The organism is Rhodococcus sp. 24CO, assembly GCF_050586165.1.
Classification (GTDB): Bacteria; Actinomycetota; Actinomycetes; order Mycobacteriales; family Mycobacteriaceae; genus Rhodococcus_F.
This window is the reverse complement of sequence record NZ_JAZFNF010000005.1, coordinates 225,127-239,250: the sequence shown is the minus strand read 5'-3', so window position 1 is coordinate 239,250 and position 14,124 is coordinate 225,127. Positions and strand designations below refer to the sequence as shown.

Below are 14,124 nucleotides of genomic sequence, written 5' to 3'. Positions count from 1 at the left end.
GATGACATCGGCACCGACAGCAGTGACACCTGCGCAGTCTCGAACCATACTGCGTACCACGGAGTCCGGCGACTTCCTGATGAGTGACTACCTAGGTGAGCACTCCGACGGTTCGGCAACCGGGGGCTTCCAGGCCTATCTTGTCGGCCAGAAGGCAGAGAAGCTTCGGCCGCACTATCACGAGGTGGATCAGTTTCAGGTAGTTCTCGATGGCGCCGGACGCCTCGGCAGGCACGCCATCGGCGCGGGCACTGTGCATTACAGCGATGCGTACACTGTGTACGGGCCGATCTTCGCCGACGCTCCAGAGGGGCTGTCGTACTTCACGCTTCGGCTCGATCCTGCCGCTGGATTGAACTACATGCCGGAATCACGCGTCAAAGGCGAGACGCGAGCCGGCGAACATTTCACCTGTGCGATCGACGCTGCAGGAGAGACGGGAAAGCTGAATCTACTGGCGCGTACGCGTCGCGGTGCCTCAGCATTCGGTGTTGCGCTCGACTTCGGTGGGGCATTGACCGCCGACGCGCTGGCTGAATGTGTAGGCCGCGGATACGCAGTGGTGTTGGGCGGCAGTGTTGCGTTCGGCGACCGTACATTGCCGTCGGGAAGTCTCATTCCGTTCGAGTCTGCTGTTGCGTTGGAGGGGCTTTCGGGGCAGTCCGATCACACGAACCTAGCCCTGGTCGTCTTTGCGACACTGAGTGGGTGAATTCGCTCAATACGAGCCGCCGAGCTGATCGGCCGCCGATCGGAGCAGTTCGCCGTACTGCGTGAAGTATTCCTCGGTGAGTCGTGTCGCCGGCCCACTGATCACGATTGCAGCGAGCGGCGCTCCCGACGCATCCAATATCGCTGCGGCGAGGCTGGTTGATCCTTGCTGGACGGCTTCCTCGCTGGCGGCCCATCCGCGACTGCGAATCTCCTGGTACTCGGCATCCGTGAGGAGGAGATCAGGCTGACCCGAGCTGTTCACGCGTTCTTCCTGTGACTGGTACGCGTGGATGACCCGACCCGCTGCACTTGTCTCGGGTACGTGTATCTGGCCAGGCTTCAGACCTGTCCGGACCATGTGGGTACCTTCAACCACCCCGAGGACGATCATGTGTTCTTCCTCGGCGACTGCGAGATGTACTGTCTCGCCGGTTGTATCCCTGATCGTGGTCATGACGGGTTGTGCTCGGGCGGCCAGCGACGAGCCGTTGTAGACCTGTCCGGCTACGACAACACAACGGGTGGAGAGCTCCCAGCGGGGTGGAGCCTCGCCAACGGGGTGGATCCATTGCGCTTCATGGAGGGTTGCCAGCGTGCGTTGCATGGCGCTTTTGTCGACCTCGAGTAGCCGTGAAAGCGCGGTCAAGCCGATTGGCTGATGGGCGGCAATGGCTTCGATGACGCGGAGTCCGCGCGTGAGACCACTGATTGTCTTGACTGCGATCTGAATCACCCCTACTCTGATTGAAGAATTGATACACAGTATCACATAGAGATACTTACTGCGACGACGATCTTCCTGAAAGTTCGCACTTTCCTTCCCGCTGGCGGTCCAGTGCACTACCGAGAGGTTGCTGTGAAGAAGTTCAAACCCACTGTTGATCAATTGATCCCGAACCTGACGCCGGCGGAGGAGATCGTCCTGCTTGCGCGCGCTCTGTGGGCTGAGGGGTACCGGGATCATCTCGCCGGGCACATCACGTACAACCTCGGTGACGGCACCATGCTGTGCAACCCGTGGCTTCTCACCTGGGAGGAGATTCTCCCCTCCGACATCATTCGAATCGACATCGACGGCAATGTCCTACAGGGTGATTGGCCTGTCCCGCTGGGAATTCCCCTGCACCTCGCGCTTCACCGAGCACGTCCCGATGTCGGCATCGCGCTACACAACCATTCGGAGTTCGGAACTGTCTGGGCTGATCTGGGCGAGGTACCACCCGCCTACGATCAGAGTTCCAGTCTGGGCGGCGGCGAGGTAGTGCTGGTCGACGAGTACGACGGTGGCGTCGACAACATGGAGGCGGCCGTGGCTGCGATCCGGTCGATCGGTCCAGCTGATCGCGCCCTCTTGGCAGGCCATGGTGTTTTTGTCACCGGAAGTACCGCCGCAGCAGTTTATTTGCGGGCGGTCGCGCTCGAACAACGTTGTAAAAACGCCTGGATGATCCGGGTGGCCGGAGGACCGGAGAAGACAGCACTGCCCGACTGGTGGCTCGATCGAATGGCCGGTAGCGACGGAAACAGCTACCACGGCTTCTGGGAGGCTGCGGTGCGCGCTGCGTTGCGCTCGGATCCCGAACTGCTCGAGAGCCTCCAGGCTTCCCAATGATCGACCAAGGCTCTCAGACCATCCGCTACTCCGGAACGGATACTCATGGATTTTGAACTAGACGATGATCAGCGAGCGTGGCGCGAGGAGATACGCGCGTTTCTTCGCGACAATGTCACGCCGGAATTGCGCGCGGAGATGGCCGAGCACGACCTCGAGTTCATCGGCGGCGAACTCACTGCCTTTCGTCGGAAGATCGGGGCAAAAGGGTGGTTCGGGCTCAATTGGCCCAAGGAGTTCGGTGGGCTCGGTCTCGGCGCTGTGTATCAGCACCTCCTGGTCAGCGAATTCGAGTACTGGGGTGTGCCTGGCCCGGACTTGACGGTCACGTCGGTGGCCCCGATGATCATGCGCCACGGCACGCAGCAGAACCGAGAAGAGTTCCTGCCGCATATCGCACGCGGTGAACTGACCTGCGCCGTCGGCTATTCCGAACCGAATGCCGGAACCGACCTGGCAAGTTTGAAGACCCGGGCGGTACGGGAGGGTGACGAGTGGGTGATCAACGGCTCCAAGATCTGGAACAGTATGGCGCAGCGCGTCACGCACGAATGGCTGTGTGTCCGTACCAACACCGAGGTGCCCAAACACAAGGGAATCTCGGTGATCATCGTGCCGATCGACGCTCCCGGCGTCGTGATTCGCCCGATCACCGCGTGGTCCGGGTATCGAACCAACGAAACGTTCTTCGACAACGTCCGTGTCCCGGTGACCAACCTGATCGGTGAAGTCGACAAGGGGTGGAAGTACATCACCGGCGCACTGGATCTCGAACGCGGTGCGCTCACGAATGCCGGCGATCTGCGCAGAGCCGTCGACGATCTGTTGATTCTTGCGCGTGAGATCCGCGAAGACGGAACACGGCCGCTCGACAACGCGGATGTTCGACGCAAGCTTGCTCAGTTGGATGCGGATGTCGAACTCGCGCAACTCATGGGTTTCGAGGCGTCGTCGCTGCTCGAGAGCGGAACCATTCCGTCTGTGCTTGTCAGCGTCGAGAAGGTCTTCTCCAGTGAACTCAGACAACGGATTGCCGACGTTGGAACCTCGATGCTCGGTCCTGCGGGTTTGATCGCGGGATCGGACTCCCACGCAGTGATGGCGGGAAAATTCGAGCGACTGTACCGTGCCGCGCCGCTGCTGCGATTCGGTGCCGGAGCTAACGAAGTTCTCCGAGATGTCATTGCGCAGCGTGGTCACTCTCTACCGAGCTACGGACGCTGAATGATTCCGACCTTCCTTGACAGCGTAGGAGTTCGCTGATGAAACTTGTTGCTACCCAAGACCAACTCGATCTACAGGCAATGTCGGCTGCCGTTCTGGCCAAACAATGCCCGATCAGTATGGTGCGTGAACTGGCAGAACCGATGTCCGAAAGCGGTCCGGACAAACTGATGACGGCGCTCGCCGAGGTTGGTGTACTGGGCCTGGCGATCGATGAAGAATACGGCGGTAGTGGAGCGAGCCTGTACGAACTCGGAGTGTTCTTTCGGGAGGCCGGCCGGGTTCTCTGCCCGTCGATTGTCTACAGCACACTGCAATTCGGTATTGCCGTCGGGCGACTGGCTACGTCGGAACAACGCAGCCGGTATCTGCCCGCACTGGCCGAAGGTCGACTCCGCGCCGGCGTCGCCGCCTGGAATCCCGGGGACGCCGGCGATATTCGACCCACGCTGACGGCAACACCGGCGCCTGGTGGGTGGCTGCTCAACGGAACCCTGCCATTTGCCGCGAACGCCTCGATGTCCGACGTGGTTCTCGTGACTGCTCGTACATCTGTGTTTGCCGAACCGGAACGGTTGATCTGTGCGTTCGTCGAGCCGACAGCCGAAGGGTGGAACGGCGTCCCATTGTCGAACATGTCCGGAGAGAGGCTCTCTCGCGTCGAACTTGTCGACGTGTTTGCGTCGGACGCGGCCGTTTCTCTCGGGGCCGGCGGAAATGGGCTGAGCGCCGCCGATATTCGCTGGGTCGCCAATGCGGCAGTGGCGCTTCAATGCATGGAGATGGTAGGTGGCGGCGCCGCAGTTCTGGAACGGACTGTCGACTACATTGCACAGCGCGAGCAGTTCGGGCGTCCGATCGGCAGCTTCCAAGCTGCGCAACACATTGTCGCCGATATGCACATCGCACTCGAAGGTGCCCGCTTGGCTGCCGCGCACGCGGTGTGGTGGGTGGCTCGCGGCGAATCCGCCACTCGTGCAGTCGCGATTGCAAAAATGCAGTGCAACGAGGCCTACAAGCGCGCGACTCTCGACGCGCATCAATTGCACGGCGGCATGGGATACGTTCTCGAGACTGATTTGCACCTGTGGTCGGAGAGGGCAAAGGTCACCGAAATCCGATATGGCACAGCAGATATTGCCGCGGGTTGGCTGCAGAAGGAGCTTAATCTTGCCTAGCGAAGCGAATCCCGGACCGCGGCAGGCACTTCAGGATCTCCGGATCGTGGATTTGTCGAGGTGGGTGGCAGGAGAATACGCAACAAAGATGTTCGCAGATTTTGGTGCGGACGTCGTCAAGGTCGAAAAGCCGGAGACAGGCAGCCTGACGCGGTTATGGGGACCGTTCCCCGATGACGTCCCGGACATCGAGCGAAGCGCTCTGTTCCTGCATCTGAATACCAACAAGAAATCGCTTGTCGTTGACTTGACCTCGGAGTCCGGACGTGAGGTTCTCCTGACCCTCGTGGACACGGCAGACGGGGTGGTGGAGTCCTTCCGGCCAGGGCAACTGGAGAAATTGGGCCTGGGGCCGGACGTGCTCCATGCGCGTAACCCCTCACTGGTGATCACTCGGATCAGTGCCTTCGGGCAGACCGGGCCGTACCGGGATCGTGAAGCGAGCGGCCTGGTCCTTCAGGCTGCCGGTGGACCGATGAACGCAACCGGCGCGGCTGATCGTGCGCCGTTGCGTAAACCGGGCCTGCTCGAGCATTACACGATCGGCCGCACCGCCGGCGAAGCCACGATGGCGGGAATCTTCAGTGCCAAGCGCACGGGAGAAGGTTCGGTGATCGATGTGTCCGGGCAGGAGGTTCTGCTCGCGGGCGCCGACCGGCGAGCGTCGTACCTGGTGTCGGCGGCCTATTCCGGCATGAATGCTCCACGCGGAGTGCGAAGCCCGCATCGCCATGGCGTGACGTTCACGGGACCGTTCCGGGCGAAAGACGGATTTGTGATGCTGTACGTGACCAATCAAGCATTCTGGAATCGATTGGTCGACATAGTCGGCGAGCACGACGACGAGTTTCATACGCGGTACCACGGACGCGAGACGATCATGGGAACGGACCGCGACGAGTTCATGGCCTATGTGACGGAGTGGTTCGCGCAGCGGCCCAAAGTAGCGATCATGGAACAGTGCGAGGCGGCACGTATTCCCGTCACCGCGTACCTCGACGTCTCGGAATTGCTGAGTCACGATCACTTTCGTAACCGAGGCGCTTTTGTCCGTGGTACGCATCCGGTTGCGGGCACGTTGGAGTACACCGGCGCGCCGTGGCGGATGGTCAACGGGTACCAGTTGCGTCATACCGCACCAACTCTTGACCAGCACGGCCAACAGATCCGCGAGTCACTGACACAGGCAGGGGAGCGAGCATGAGTTATCCGCTCGAAGGGATTCGTGTTGTCGACCTGACGGTTGTGTGGTCCGGACCTGGTGCGACAGCGATGTTGGGGGACTTGGGCGCCGAAGTGATTCGTGTGGAAGGGAACAACCGCGTCAGCCGACAAGTATCTGCAAAGACCACGAAGGAATCGATCGCGCAGACCGGGTATCACGGCGGCACATATCCGGAGAAGGATCCCGGCGAGCGACCGTACGACCGCACAGCTCTCTTCAACTGGCATTCCCGGAACAAACTCTCGGCGTGTATGAATCTCAATACCGCTGAGGGATACGCAGCTGCGATCGAATTGATCAAGGTCAGTGATGTTCTGGTGGAGAACAATTCCAACGGAACTCTCGAAAAGTTGGGGCTCGGGCACGAGCGTTTGCTCGAACTCAACCCTCGATTGATCGTCGCCCGCATGCCTCCCCTCGGGATGACTGGACCGATGAGTGACTATCTCGGTTACGGCCCCAATTTCAACTCGCTGGTGGGGATTGCCGCGATGGACGGTTACGAGGGTGAGGAAGCCGACTCGGCCGGCGAGAACTACCACATGGACGAGGCAGCTCCGGCAGGATTGGCCTTTGCGGTGATGGCCGCCCTGTGGGACCGCGAGCGCACCGGTGTTGGGGGACTCGTCGAGTTTGCGCAGGCGGAGAACGTCATGGCGGAGATCGGTGAGTTCGTGCTCGACGCTCAGATGAACGGGAGAAATCCGGAAATCCTCGGCAACTCCGATCCTCATGTGCTGCAAGATGTTTACCTCAGCTCAGACGAGGATCGGTGGGTTGCGATATCTGTGCGCAGCGATCACGAGTGGACGGCATTGGCCGCGGTAATCGGCGGGGACGACCTCGCCGAACTGGGCGCCGATGCAATCGCCAGACGGAACAACTCCGCACCGATCAGGGATCGAATCGCGAAGTGGGCACGTTCGACATCGGCGTCCGAGATCGTTTCGGTGTTGCAGGAGTCTGCCGTTCCCGCGGGTGAAGTGATGAGCGAAACCGGATTGCTCGAAGACGGCCATCTGCGCGAGCGTAACTGGTTCCAGGAGCGGTCACATCCGTCGGTAGGAACCTATCGATATCCTGGACATCCCTGGCGGGTGGAGGGATTCGATCTGGCATTCGGGCGGGTACTCCCGGGGTTCGGTGAGGACAACGAGTACGTCTACAAGAAGATCCTCGGCTACTCCGATGAGAAGTATGCCGAACTCGAGAATTCCGGACTGGTCACCGATCATCAAATAGCGTGAGAGAGAAAGAACATGACTGAAAATGTAGCCGTGATTCCGGATTCGGAATCTCTGATCCCCGACAATGTTGCCGGGCGGGTCGGGGAGGTGGTTTCCCAGGCGAGCGGAGCTGTGGTCGCACGAGACTGGCAACGGTGGGCTGTGTCGGTCGGCGAAACCAACCCCCTGTACTTCGACAGCGAGTATGCCCGTGAGCACGGCTATCGCGATATTGTCGCTCCGCCGCTGTATCTGCAGTACGCGATCCTCGGGGTGACGCCGATACCGGAACTTCGGGTAGACGGCTCATCCGGTGCTGCCTCCGGGAATCTGGTTTTCCCGTTGTGTCCCAAGCGAATGGCCGGTGGCGAGAACACCACGTTCCTCGGGTCAGCCTACGACGGAGACATGATCACCAGTGTGCGCGTTGTGGATTCGGTGGTCGAGAAGCGCGGTCGGTCCGGCCGATTCGTCCTGGTGACGTGGAAGACCACGTACACCAATCAGAACGACGAGGTTGTTGCCGAAGCGACCACGTCGATGATCGCCCGACCGTAGCGCGAGGAGATGAAAATTATGTCACCGCAAGTATATTTCGACGATATCAACACCGGCGACACGATTCCGGTGTTGGCTGTCAGTGTCACTCAACTGCAGATGTTCCTCTTCAGTGCGGCGACGTACAACGGGCATCGCATTCACTACGACCGGAGTTGGGCTGTCGACGTCGAGGGCTATCAAGACGTCGTTGTGCAGGGACCGCTTCAAGCGGCGCTTCTGGCGCGCGTTGTCACCGACTGGATCGGTGGCGGGGGATCGTTGGTGAACTTCTCGGCCTCGAACCGGGCTGTGGCCTTTCCCGGCGAGTCATTGGAATTCACGGGGACGGTGACCGGTAAGCGCGACGAGAACGGTAGAGCACTAGTCGATTTGGACCTTGCCGGAGTACGGGGTGGTGAGGTGCTGATGCCGGGAACGGCCACCGTGCTGCTGCCGCGCCGCGATAGCGCCACCTCCGCCGGAGGGTCCTGATGGCGGGACTGCGCGGAGAGGCCGCCATCGTCGGCTTCTGTGAATTGCCCGCCCAACGTAAGCAAACCCGACCTGAGTTGTTCACCATCGAGCAGTGGGCAATACTCTCGAAGCTGGCAATCGACGATGCGGGGCTGGAGGCGTCACAGATCAATGGTCTTGTCACGCATGGTATTGCGGAATCCGATATGTTTGCCCCGGCCACGCTGTCCGAGTATCTGGGGATCCCCCTGAACTTCGGTGAGCGAGTAGACCTCGGCGGCGCAACGGCAGCAGGGATGGTGTGGCGCGCTGCCGCAGCGGTCGAACTCGGTATCTGCGACGCGGTTCTGGTCATTGTTCCTGGGTCGTTCATGACACCGAAATCGCAGATTCAGCCCGCTGTGGATCCTGGGTATCTCGGCGCCTCGAGTGGCAAGTTCGGTTCTCCTCAAGCCGAATTCGAGATTCCGTACGGCAATCTCGGCCAGAACGCGCCGTACGCCCAGATCGCTCGGCGGTATGCGTCGGAGTTCGGGTACGACGACCGTGCCACGGCCAAGATCGCGGTGGACCAGCGAACCAACGCCTGCAGTACTCCCGGTGCGGTGTTTCACGGAAAGCCGATCACGATCGACGACGTTCTGGCGAGTCCGATGATCGCCGATCCCATTCGGATGCTCGAGGTTGTGATGCGGGTGCAAGGCGGGGCGGGGATCGTCGTGGCGAATGCTGATATCGCGCGTCGCGGTCGTAACCGTCCGGTCTGGGTCAAGGGGTTTGGCGAGCACCTGTCGTTCAAAACGCCGACCTATGCCGAGGACATGGTGCGCACGCCGATTGCGAAGGCCGCGGACACGGCATTCGACATGGCTGGAATTTCACGCTCGGCAATCGATGTCGCGTCGATCTACGACTGCTACACGATCACGGTGGTGATGAGCCTCGAAGACGCGGGCTTCTGCGAGAAGGGAAAGGGTATGGAGTTCGTGTCGTCGAAAGACCTGACCTTCCGAGGGGACTTCCCGTTGAATACCGCCGGCGGCCAATTGTCCTACGGGCAAGCCGGAATGGCGGGCGGGATGCACCACGTATGCGACGGCGTGCGTCAGGTGATGGGCCGATCCGGGACGGCGCAGGTCGACGACTGCAATACCGCTTTCGTGACCGGGAACGGCGGCATCATGAGTGAGCAAGTTGCACTGATACTCCAGGGAGATTAGGGATGTCGAACGAAAAGCCGTTTCCGGAACCGACGCCGGTGTCCGCACCGTTCTGGAATGCTTTGCGAGAAAAGAAGATAAAGATCCAGTACTCGCCGTCGTCGGACGAATTTGTCTTCTATCCGCGATTGCTGGCTCCGCGCACGTTGGCCGACGACCTCGAGTGGCGTGAGATCAGTGGACTGGGCACGCTCTACACCTATACGGTGGCTGACCGTCCCACAGCACCACCGTGGTCGGACGCGTTGCCGCAGACGTTGGCGGTGGTGCAGTGGGACGAGGGGCCGCGGTTGAGTACCGAATTGGTTGATATCGGTGATCTGGAACTCAGTGTCGGTATGCGCGTGGAACCCGTGTTCTGCGACTATCCGGATCGAGACATCACGCTACTGCGATACCGGCCTGTATCGCTCTGACACCGCAGTGTCAGAGCGACCCGAGCACTTAGTCTTCGTGTTTGCGGAGCTCGTCCGGCGTGCGGGGTTCGGGTTTCTTCCGGCGTGCTTTTCCGGCGCTGGATTTGTCTGATCCGAGGCGAGAAATGTTCTCCAACATCCAGTTTGCGCGGTCACGCTCAGATTCGTAGTACATCTCCGACCATCGCAGCACCAGTTCGGGGTATGCCCATCCAGCTTCTTCGGATGCGCCTTCGGCGTCGGCAATTGCGCGGATGCGCATCTTCTCGGACTGGTCGCGATGTTCGGTGAGTACCGATTGCAGTTTGTCCGGGTCGGCCAGATGGCCGAGCCACATCCTGAGCATCACGCCGTGTTTGAGCACTGCAGGTTCGACGGGGGATTCGTTTGCCCACGTCGCTACCGCGTCGGTTCCGGCCGGAGTGATCGCGTACAGGCGCTTACTCTTGACGTCGTTTGTGCTCACCACGCGGGACGTGGCGAAGCCGTGCGCCTCGAGATTGCGGAGTTCGCTGTAGATCTGACTGTACGACGGTGCCCAGTAGAAGAATCGCAGGCTCCAGTCGGCCCATTTCTTGAGGTCGTAACCGGATAGTTCGGATCCGAAGGACAGCAGACCCAGGACGGCCCAACTTGTCGGTCGCAGAGTGGGCGCGTCTGCAGATGTTTTGTCCTTTGCCATAGTCGAAAGATTACCTGGCAGTAGACTTAAAGAGAGTATTTCGGTTAGAAATATGCTGAAAAAGACTGGTAGATACCTTGAAGACTGTCCCGCTCTCGTAGGACCACTGAGCGGGAGAGGCGTCAAGTCTACGTCGGCCGAGTGTTTCAATGCAGATATGCCGCGTGATCCTTTTGTATCGACGCTCGACGCGCTCTGTGTGGACTTGGCGCGCCGGTGCGGAGACCGGGTGGCATTGCTCGACGGCGTCCATGAGGTCACCTACGCCGAATTGACGGACCAGGCTCTGAGAGTGGCCGCTGTTCTCGCGGATTCCGGCGTGCGGCCACGATCGCGGGTGGTCCTCAGCGGCCGGAACACCACCGACTGGGTCTGTATCGCCCTCGGGATCCTGTGCGCTGGGGCAACCGTTGTTCCGGTGGGCCACGGAGTCAGTGGCCCCGAGTATTCGCGGATCCTGGATGTCACCGAACCAGCACTCGTAGTCGACGAACCACGGATCGCCGCCATCATGGAAGCTGCCGCAGCCACCGTCCCTAACCCGGACAGGCCGGCAGCGGGGCCCGACGACATTGCGGTGATTCTCTCCACCTCCGGCTCGACTGGGGTATCCAAGCAAGTTCCCATGACTCACGGACAGCTGTCGCGGTTGTACTCGGCAGTGGCAGACCGGCTCGAGCTGACCGGTGCGGATCGAGTGATCGGCGCCGTCCCGTTTGCGCATTCGTTCGGGTTCAACGGTGTGCTGCTGACCGCAATGTGCGCCGGAGCCTCGGTGCGCGTCGTCGAACACTACGACAGAGCTGATCTTGCCGACGTGATAGTCCGTGACCGCGTCACTGTGGTGATGGGGCCACCGACCATTCTCTTCGATTTGGTCGGCAGCGGCCGTGACGACATCGGGCTGGTATGCAGGATGGCGGTGAGCGGCGGTTCCGAGGTGCCACTCGACCGGATGCGCGGAGCCTGTCGCGAACTCGGAATCGTGAACATGGTTGTCGGCTACGGGCTTACCGAAGCCTGCGGAACCGTCGCCATGGGCAGTATCACCGAAGGCGAATCGGGTTCGCTCGCGATGTTGACCCCCGTCGACGGACTCGAAATTCGGATTGTCGACGACTACGGCTATCCGCTTCCCCCCGACGAGGACGGCCACGTTCTCTGCTCCGGGTACAACATCATGCACGGATATCTGCGAGCGGGAGATGATCCGGAATCAACGCCCGACAGCGCGGTAGATGGTGACGGGTGGTTGCGAACCGGCGATATCGGTTGGTCGGACGACGAAGGGCACCTGTATATCGTCTCGCGGGCAAAGGACACGGTGATCGTCAGCGGGTTCAACGTCTACCCGCAAGAAGTGGAGACGGTGTTGATGGAGCATCCGTTGATCCTCGAAGTCGCCGTGATCGGCGTGGCCGACGAACGGCAAGGGCAACGGCTGGTTGCCTGCATCATTCCGGCCCACGGGCACTACGTCGATTCCGAGGATCTGGTCAGCTTCTGCAAGGAGCGACTGAGCGCTTACAAGGTGCCGCGCATCTTCGTCGAGTTGGAGATGTTCCCGACAACGCACACCGGCAAACGATCACGAGAAGAACTACGCAAGCAGGTGTCGCAGAGATTGTGACCTGTGCGGACAGGTGTCAGGCGATGAAATGAATAGGCCACTGGCCGTTCACGTCTGACACGTCTTTGCCCTGGCTGCTCAGGAATTCGGCAAAATCCCGCTGGCGCTCGGCGTGCCACTGTGCCTGATCGACCATGAGATCAAGATCGTTGATCTCCGGAAAACGCAAAGCCAGTTCTTGTGCGAGAGCTGCCGCCGCCATCGCGTCGGCCTCCGCCTCGTGCGCGGATTCGAGTGTGATTCCGTAGAACTCGCAGACCGCAGACAGTGTTCGCTTTCCCGAGCGGAACTTGTCCATCGCACGATCGATCACGTACGGATCGACAACCAGCCCGGGAACCAGCGCCGGTTTGCCGATTCGTAGGCCTTCGGAGTGCATGACCGTGAGGTCGTAGGACGCGTTGAACGCAACAACCGAATGATCACGTGCCCACGAATTATGGAGAGCCTCACGGATCTCCTCGTACCCTTCGGCGTAGTCCTGCCCGTACTCGGCCGCATGTTCGGTGGTGATGCCGTGAATGGCGATGGCACCGGCCGGAATATCGACACCCGGGTCGAGTAACCACGTGCGCGTCTCCACACTCGAACCATCCACGACGGCAACACACGCGCTGACGATCCGGGCAGTGGATGGATCGCGCCCCGTGGTCTCGAGGTCGAACGCGCAGATCGGGCGATCGGACCAGTTGTTCATCGGGGGCCTTTCGGTGTTCAAGTTCATGTCCGGTTCACTATGCACGCAGGCACCGACAAGAACTGGCCCGAACCCTCTCGACCTACATCAGGTCAACCCCGACGGTCACATTAAGTCAACCCCGACGGTCACATTAAATCGGACGCGACGGTCACATTAAGTCGGACCCGACGGTGAATCGCTCCAACACCTCCAGGCGCGGAGTCACACCGAAGCCCGGCCCTTGTGGCACGGCGATGTGCCCGTCCTCGATCACAAACGGTTCGGTGATGTCCTCGGCGTAGAACCGGTCCGATGCAGAAATATCGCCCGGCAACGTGAAGCCGTCCAACGCCGCGAGCGCAGTGTTGGCAGCGCGGCCGATCCCCGTCTCGAGCATTCCGCCGCACCACACCGCGATGCCGTGGGCTGATGCCAGGTCATGGATGCGTTTTGCCTCCAGGTACCCGCCGACCCGACTCGGCTTGATGTTGATGACGGACGCAGCGCCCAAGGTGATCGCGTCCGCGGCATCCTTGGCGGATTCCACCGATTCGTCGAGGCAGATGGGTGTACTGAGCGCAGCGGCAAGTGTGGCATGCTGCACCAGATCGTCCTCGGCCAGTGGCTGTTCGATGAGGAGCAGTGCAAATTCGTCCAGCCGGCGCAGTAATTGGGCGTCGACGAGGGTGTATGCCGCATTGGCGTCGACCTGCAGGGGAACGTCGTAGCCGAATTCCTTGCGTACTGCGGCAACCGGTTCGACATCCCAGCCAGGTTTGATCTTCAGTTTGATGCGGACGTAGCCCTGCGACAGGTAGTTGCCGACGGTCTCGAGCAGTTGGGGAATGCTGTCCTGGATGCCTACCGATACTCCGGAGGGCACCCGTGTGCGAGTGGCACCGAGGTAACGGGCGAACGACTGACCGCGTGCCTGCAACTCTGCGTCGAGGACAGCCATTTCGACTGTCGACTTCGCCATCCGGTGACCGACGATGCCGGCGAGCGCGTGGCCGACTGTTTCGGCGGACAGCGGCCCCTTCGACTGCGCCTGACGCAGTATGGGGATCAGGTAGTCGCGCAGAATCATTCGCGCACCGGCGGTGTACTCGGCGGAGTAGTACGGGTCGCTCAGCGCACCGCATTCGCCCCATCCCGTGGTCTCGACCGGTCCGTTCGGGCCGTCAGCGGTGCCGGTCACCTTCATCACCAGCGTGTTGCGCTCGTACTGCGTGCTGAAGGACGTGGTGAAAGGGGAGACCAGCGGTATACGCAGCTCGCGCAGTTCTACGGATTCGATATGCATG

At 60.8% G+C, this 14,124-nt stretch carries 15 protein-coding genes; 11 read left to right on the top strand and 4 right to left on the bottom strand.

Annotated features, from left to right (window positions below; genetic code table 11):
• The first annotated feature begins 1 nt into the window (after position 1).
• On the top strand, positions 2-712 hold the full coding sequence (locus V2B23_RS14030) for a hypothetical protein (protein WP_430950899.1): 711 nt from the start codon (positions 2-4) through the stop codon (positions 710-712).
• 6 nt (positions 713-718) lie between these two features.
• Here the strand turns inward: V2B23_RS14030 and V2B23_RS14025 are convergent, their stop codons facing one another.
• On the bottom strand, positions 719-1,447 hold the full coding sequence (locus V2B23_RS14025) for an IclR family transcriptional regulator (protein ID WP_430950898.1): 729 nt from the start codon (positions 1,445-1,447) through the stop codon (positions 719-721).
• A gap of 123 nt (positions 1,448-1,570) precedes the next feature.
• Between V2B23_RS14025 and V2B23_RS14020 the strand changes: the two genes are divergently transcribed.
• The 9 genes from V2B23_RS14020 to V2B23_RS13980 are packed head-to-tail and all read left to right on the top strand — an operon-like array spanning position 1,571 to position 9,829.
• A complete protein-coding gene (locus V2B23_RS14020) occupies positions 1,571-2,326 on the top strand; it encodes a class II aldolase/adducin family protein (protein ID WP_430950897.1) in 756 nt (251 codons plus the stop codon).
• 45 nt (positions 2,327-2,371) lie between these two features.
• On the top strand, positions 2,372-3,550 hold the full coding sequence (locus tag V2B23_RS14015) for an acyl-CoA dehydrogenase family protein (RefSeq protein WP_430950896.1): 1,179 nt from the start codon (positions 2,372-2,374) through the stop codon (positions 3,548-3,550).
• Positions 3,551-3,588: 38 nt separating this feature from the next.
• Positions 3,589-4,728 carry an acyl-CoA dehydrogenase family protein gene (locus V2B23_RS14010; RefSeq protein ID WP_430950895.1) on the top strand — a complete coding sequence of 380 codons (1,140 nt, stop codon included), beginning with the start codon at positions 3,589-3,591 and terminating at the stop codon, positions 4,726-4,728.
• A complete protein-coding gene (locus tag V2B23_RS14005) occupies positions 4,721-5,932 on the top strand; it encodes a CaiB/BaiF CoA transferase family protein (protein WP_430950894.1) in 1,212 nt (403 codons plus the stop codon). Before V2B23_RS14010 ends, V2B23_RS14005 begins: the two co-directional genes overlap by 8 nt.
• Positions 5,929-7,200 carry a CaiB/BaiF CoA transferase family protein gene (locus tag V2B23_RS14000; protein WP_430950893.1) on the top strand — a complete coding sequence of 424 codons (1,272 nt, stop codon included), beginning with the start codon at positions 5,929-5,931 and terminating at the stop codon, positions 7,198-7,200. Before V2B23_RS14005 ends, V2B23_RS14000 begins: the two co-directional genes overlap by 4 nt.
• Positions 7,201-7,212: 12 nt before the next feature.
• Positions 7,213-7,737, top strand: a complete 525-nt coding sequence (locus V2B23_RS13995; protein WP_430950892.1) for an FAS1-like dehydratase domain-containing protein — start codon at positions 7,213-7,215, stop codon at positions 7,735-7,737.
• A gap of 18 nt (positions 7,738-7,755) precedes the next feature.
• The gene (locus V2B23_RS13990) at positions 7,756-8,211 is read left to right on the top strand and encodes a MaoC/PaaZ C-terminal domain-containing protein (protein WP_430950891.1); all 456 of its coding nucleotides are present in this window, start codon (positions 7,756-7,758) and stop codon (positions 8,209-8,211) included.
• Positions 8,211-9,413, top strand: a complete 1,203-nt coding sequence (locus V2B23_RS13985; protein ID WP_430950890.1) for a thiolase family protein — start codon at positions 8,211-8,213, stop codon at positions 9,411-9,413. Before V2B23_RS13990 ends, V2B23_RS13985 begins: the two co-directional genes overlap by 1 nt.
• Before the next feature lie 2 nt (positions 9,414-9,415).
• Positions 9,416-9,829 (top strand): Zn-ribbon domain-containing OB-fold protein, encoded by a 414-nt coding sequence (locus V2B23_RS13980; protein ID WP_430950889.1) that lies wholly within the window; start codon positions 9,416-9,418, stop codon positions 9,827-9,829.
• Positions 9,830-9,857: 28 nt separating this feature from the next.
• Here the strand turns inward: V2B23_RS13980 and V2B23_RS13975 are convergent, their stop codons facing one another.
• Positions 9,858-10,511 (bottom strand): PadR family transcriptional regulator, encoded by a 654-nt coding sequence (locus tag V2B23_RS13975; protein ID WP_430950888.1) that lies wholly within the window; start codon positions 10,509-10,511, stop codon positions 9,858-9,860.
• 157 nt (positions 10,512-10,668) lie between these two features.
• Here V2B23_RS13975 and V2B23_RS13970 point away from each other — a divergent pair, with 157 nt between their 5' ends.
• Positions 10,669-12,141 (top strand): class I adenylate-forming enzyme family protein, encoded by a 1,473-nt coding sequence (locus tag V2B23_RS13970; protein ID WP_430950887.1) that lies wholly within the window; start codon positions 10,669-10,671, stop codon positions 12,139-12,141.
• 16 nt (positions 12,142-12,157) lie between these two features.
• Here the strand turns inward: V2B23_RS13970 and V2B23_RS13965 are convergent, their stop codons facing one another.
• On the bottom strand, positions 12,158-12,838 hold the full coding sequence (locus V2B23_RS13965; RefSeq protein ID WP_430951156.1) for a 3'-5' exonuclease: 681 nt from the start codon (positions 12,836-12,838) through the stop codon (positions 12,158-12,160).
• Positions 12,839-12,989: 151 nt separating this feature from the next.
• Positions 12,990-14,123, bottom strand: coding sequence for an o-succinylbenzoate synthase (gene menC / locus V2B23_RS13960; protein ID WP_430950886.1), 1,134 nt, complete (start codon positions 14,121-14,123; stop codon positions 12,990-12,992).
• Position 14,124: the final 1 nt, after the last annotated feature.

Excerpts from the sequence above, each read along its gene's own strand:
- V2B23_RS14030 (WP_430950899.1), top strand. The coding sequence starts at position 2 with ATGACATCGGCACCGACAGCAGTGACACCTGCGCAGTCTCGAACCATA.
- V2B23_RS14015 (WP_430950896.1), top strand. The coding sequence starts at position 2,372 with ATGGATTTTGAACTAGACGATGATCAGCGAGCGTGGCGCGAGGAGATA.
- V2B23_RS14010 (WP_430950895.1), top strand. The coding sequence starts at position 3,589 with ATGAAACTTGTTGCTACCCAAGACCAACTCGATCTACAGGCAATGTCG.
- V2B23_RS14000 (WP_430950893.1), top strand. The coding sequence starts at position 5,929 with ATGAGTTATCCGCTCGAAGGGATTCGTGTTGTCGACCTGACGGTTGTG.
- V2B23_RS13995 (WP_430950892.1), top strand. The coding sequence starts at position 7,213 with ATGACTGAAAATGTAGCCGTGATTCCGGATTCGGAATCTCTGATCCCC.
- V2B23_RS13990 (WP_430950891.1), top strand. The coding sequence starts at position 7,756 with ATGTCACCGCAAGTATATTTCGACGATATCAACACCGGCGACACGATT.
- V2B23_RS13985 (WP_430950890.1), top strand. The coding sequence starts at position 8,211 with ATGGCGGGACTGCGCGGAGAGGCCGCCATCGTCGGCTTCTGTGAATTG.
- V2B23_RS13980 (WP_430950889.1), top strand. The coding sequence starts at position 9,416 with ATGTCGAACGAAAAGCCGTTTCCGGAACCGACGCCGGTGTCCGCACCG.
- V2B23_RS13975 (WP_430950888.1), bottom strand. The coding sequence starts at position 10,511 with ATGGCAAAGGACAAAACATCTGCAGACGCGCCCACTCTGCGACCGACA.
- V2B23_RS13970 (WP_430950887.1), top strand. The coding sequence starts at position 10,669 with ATGCCGCGTGATCCTTTTGTATCGACGCTCGACGCGCTCTGTGTGGAC.
- V2B23_RS13965 (WP_430951156.1), bottom strand. The coding sequence starts at position 12,838 with ATGAACAACTGGTCCGATCGCCCGATCTGCGCGTTCGACCTCGAGACC.
- menC (WP_430950886.1), bottom strand. The coding sequence starts at position 14,123 with ATGCATATCGAATCCGTAGAACTGCGCGAGCTGCGTATACCGCTGGTC.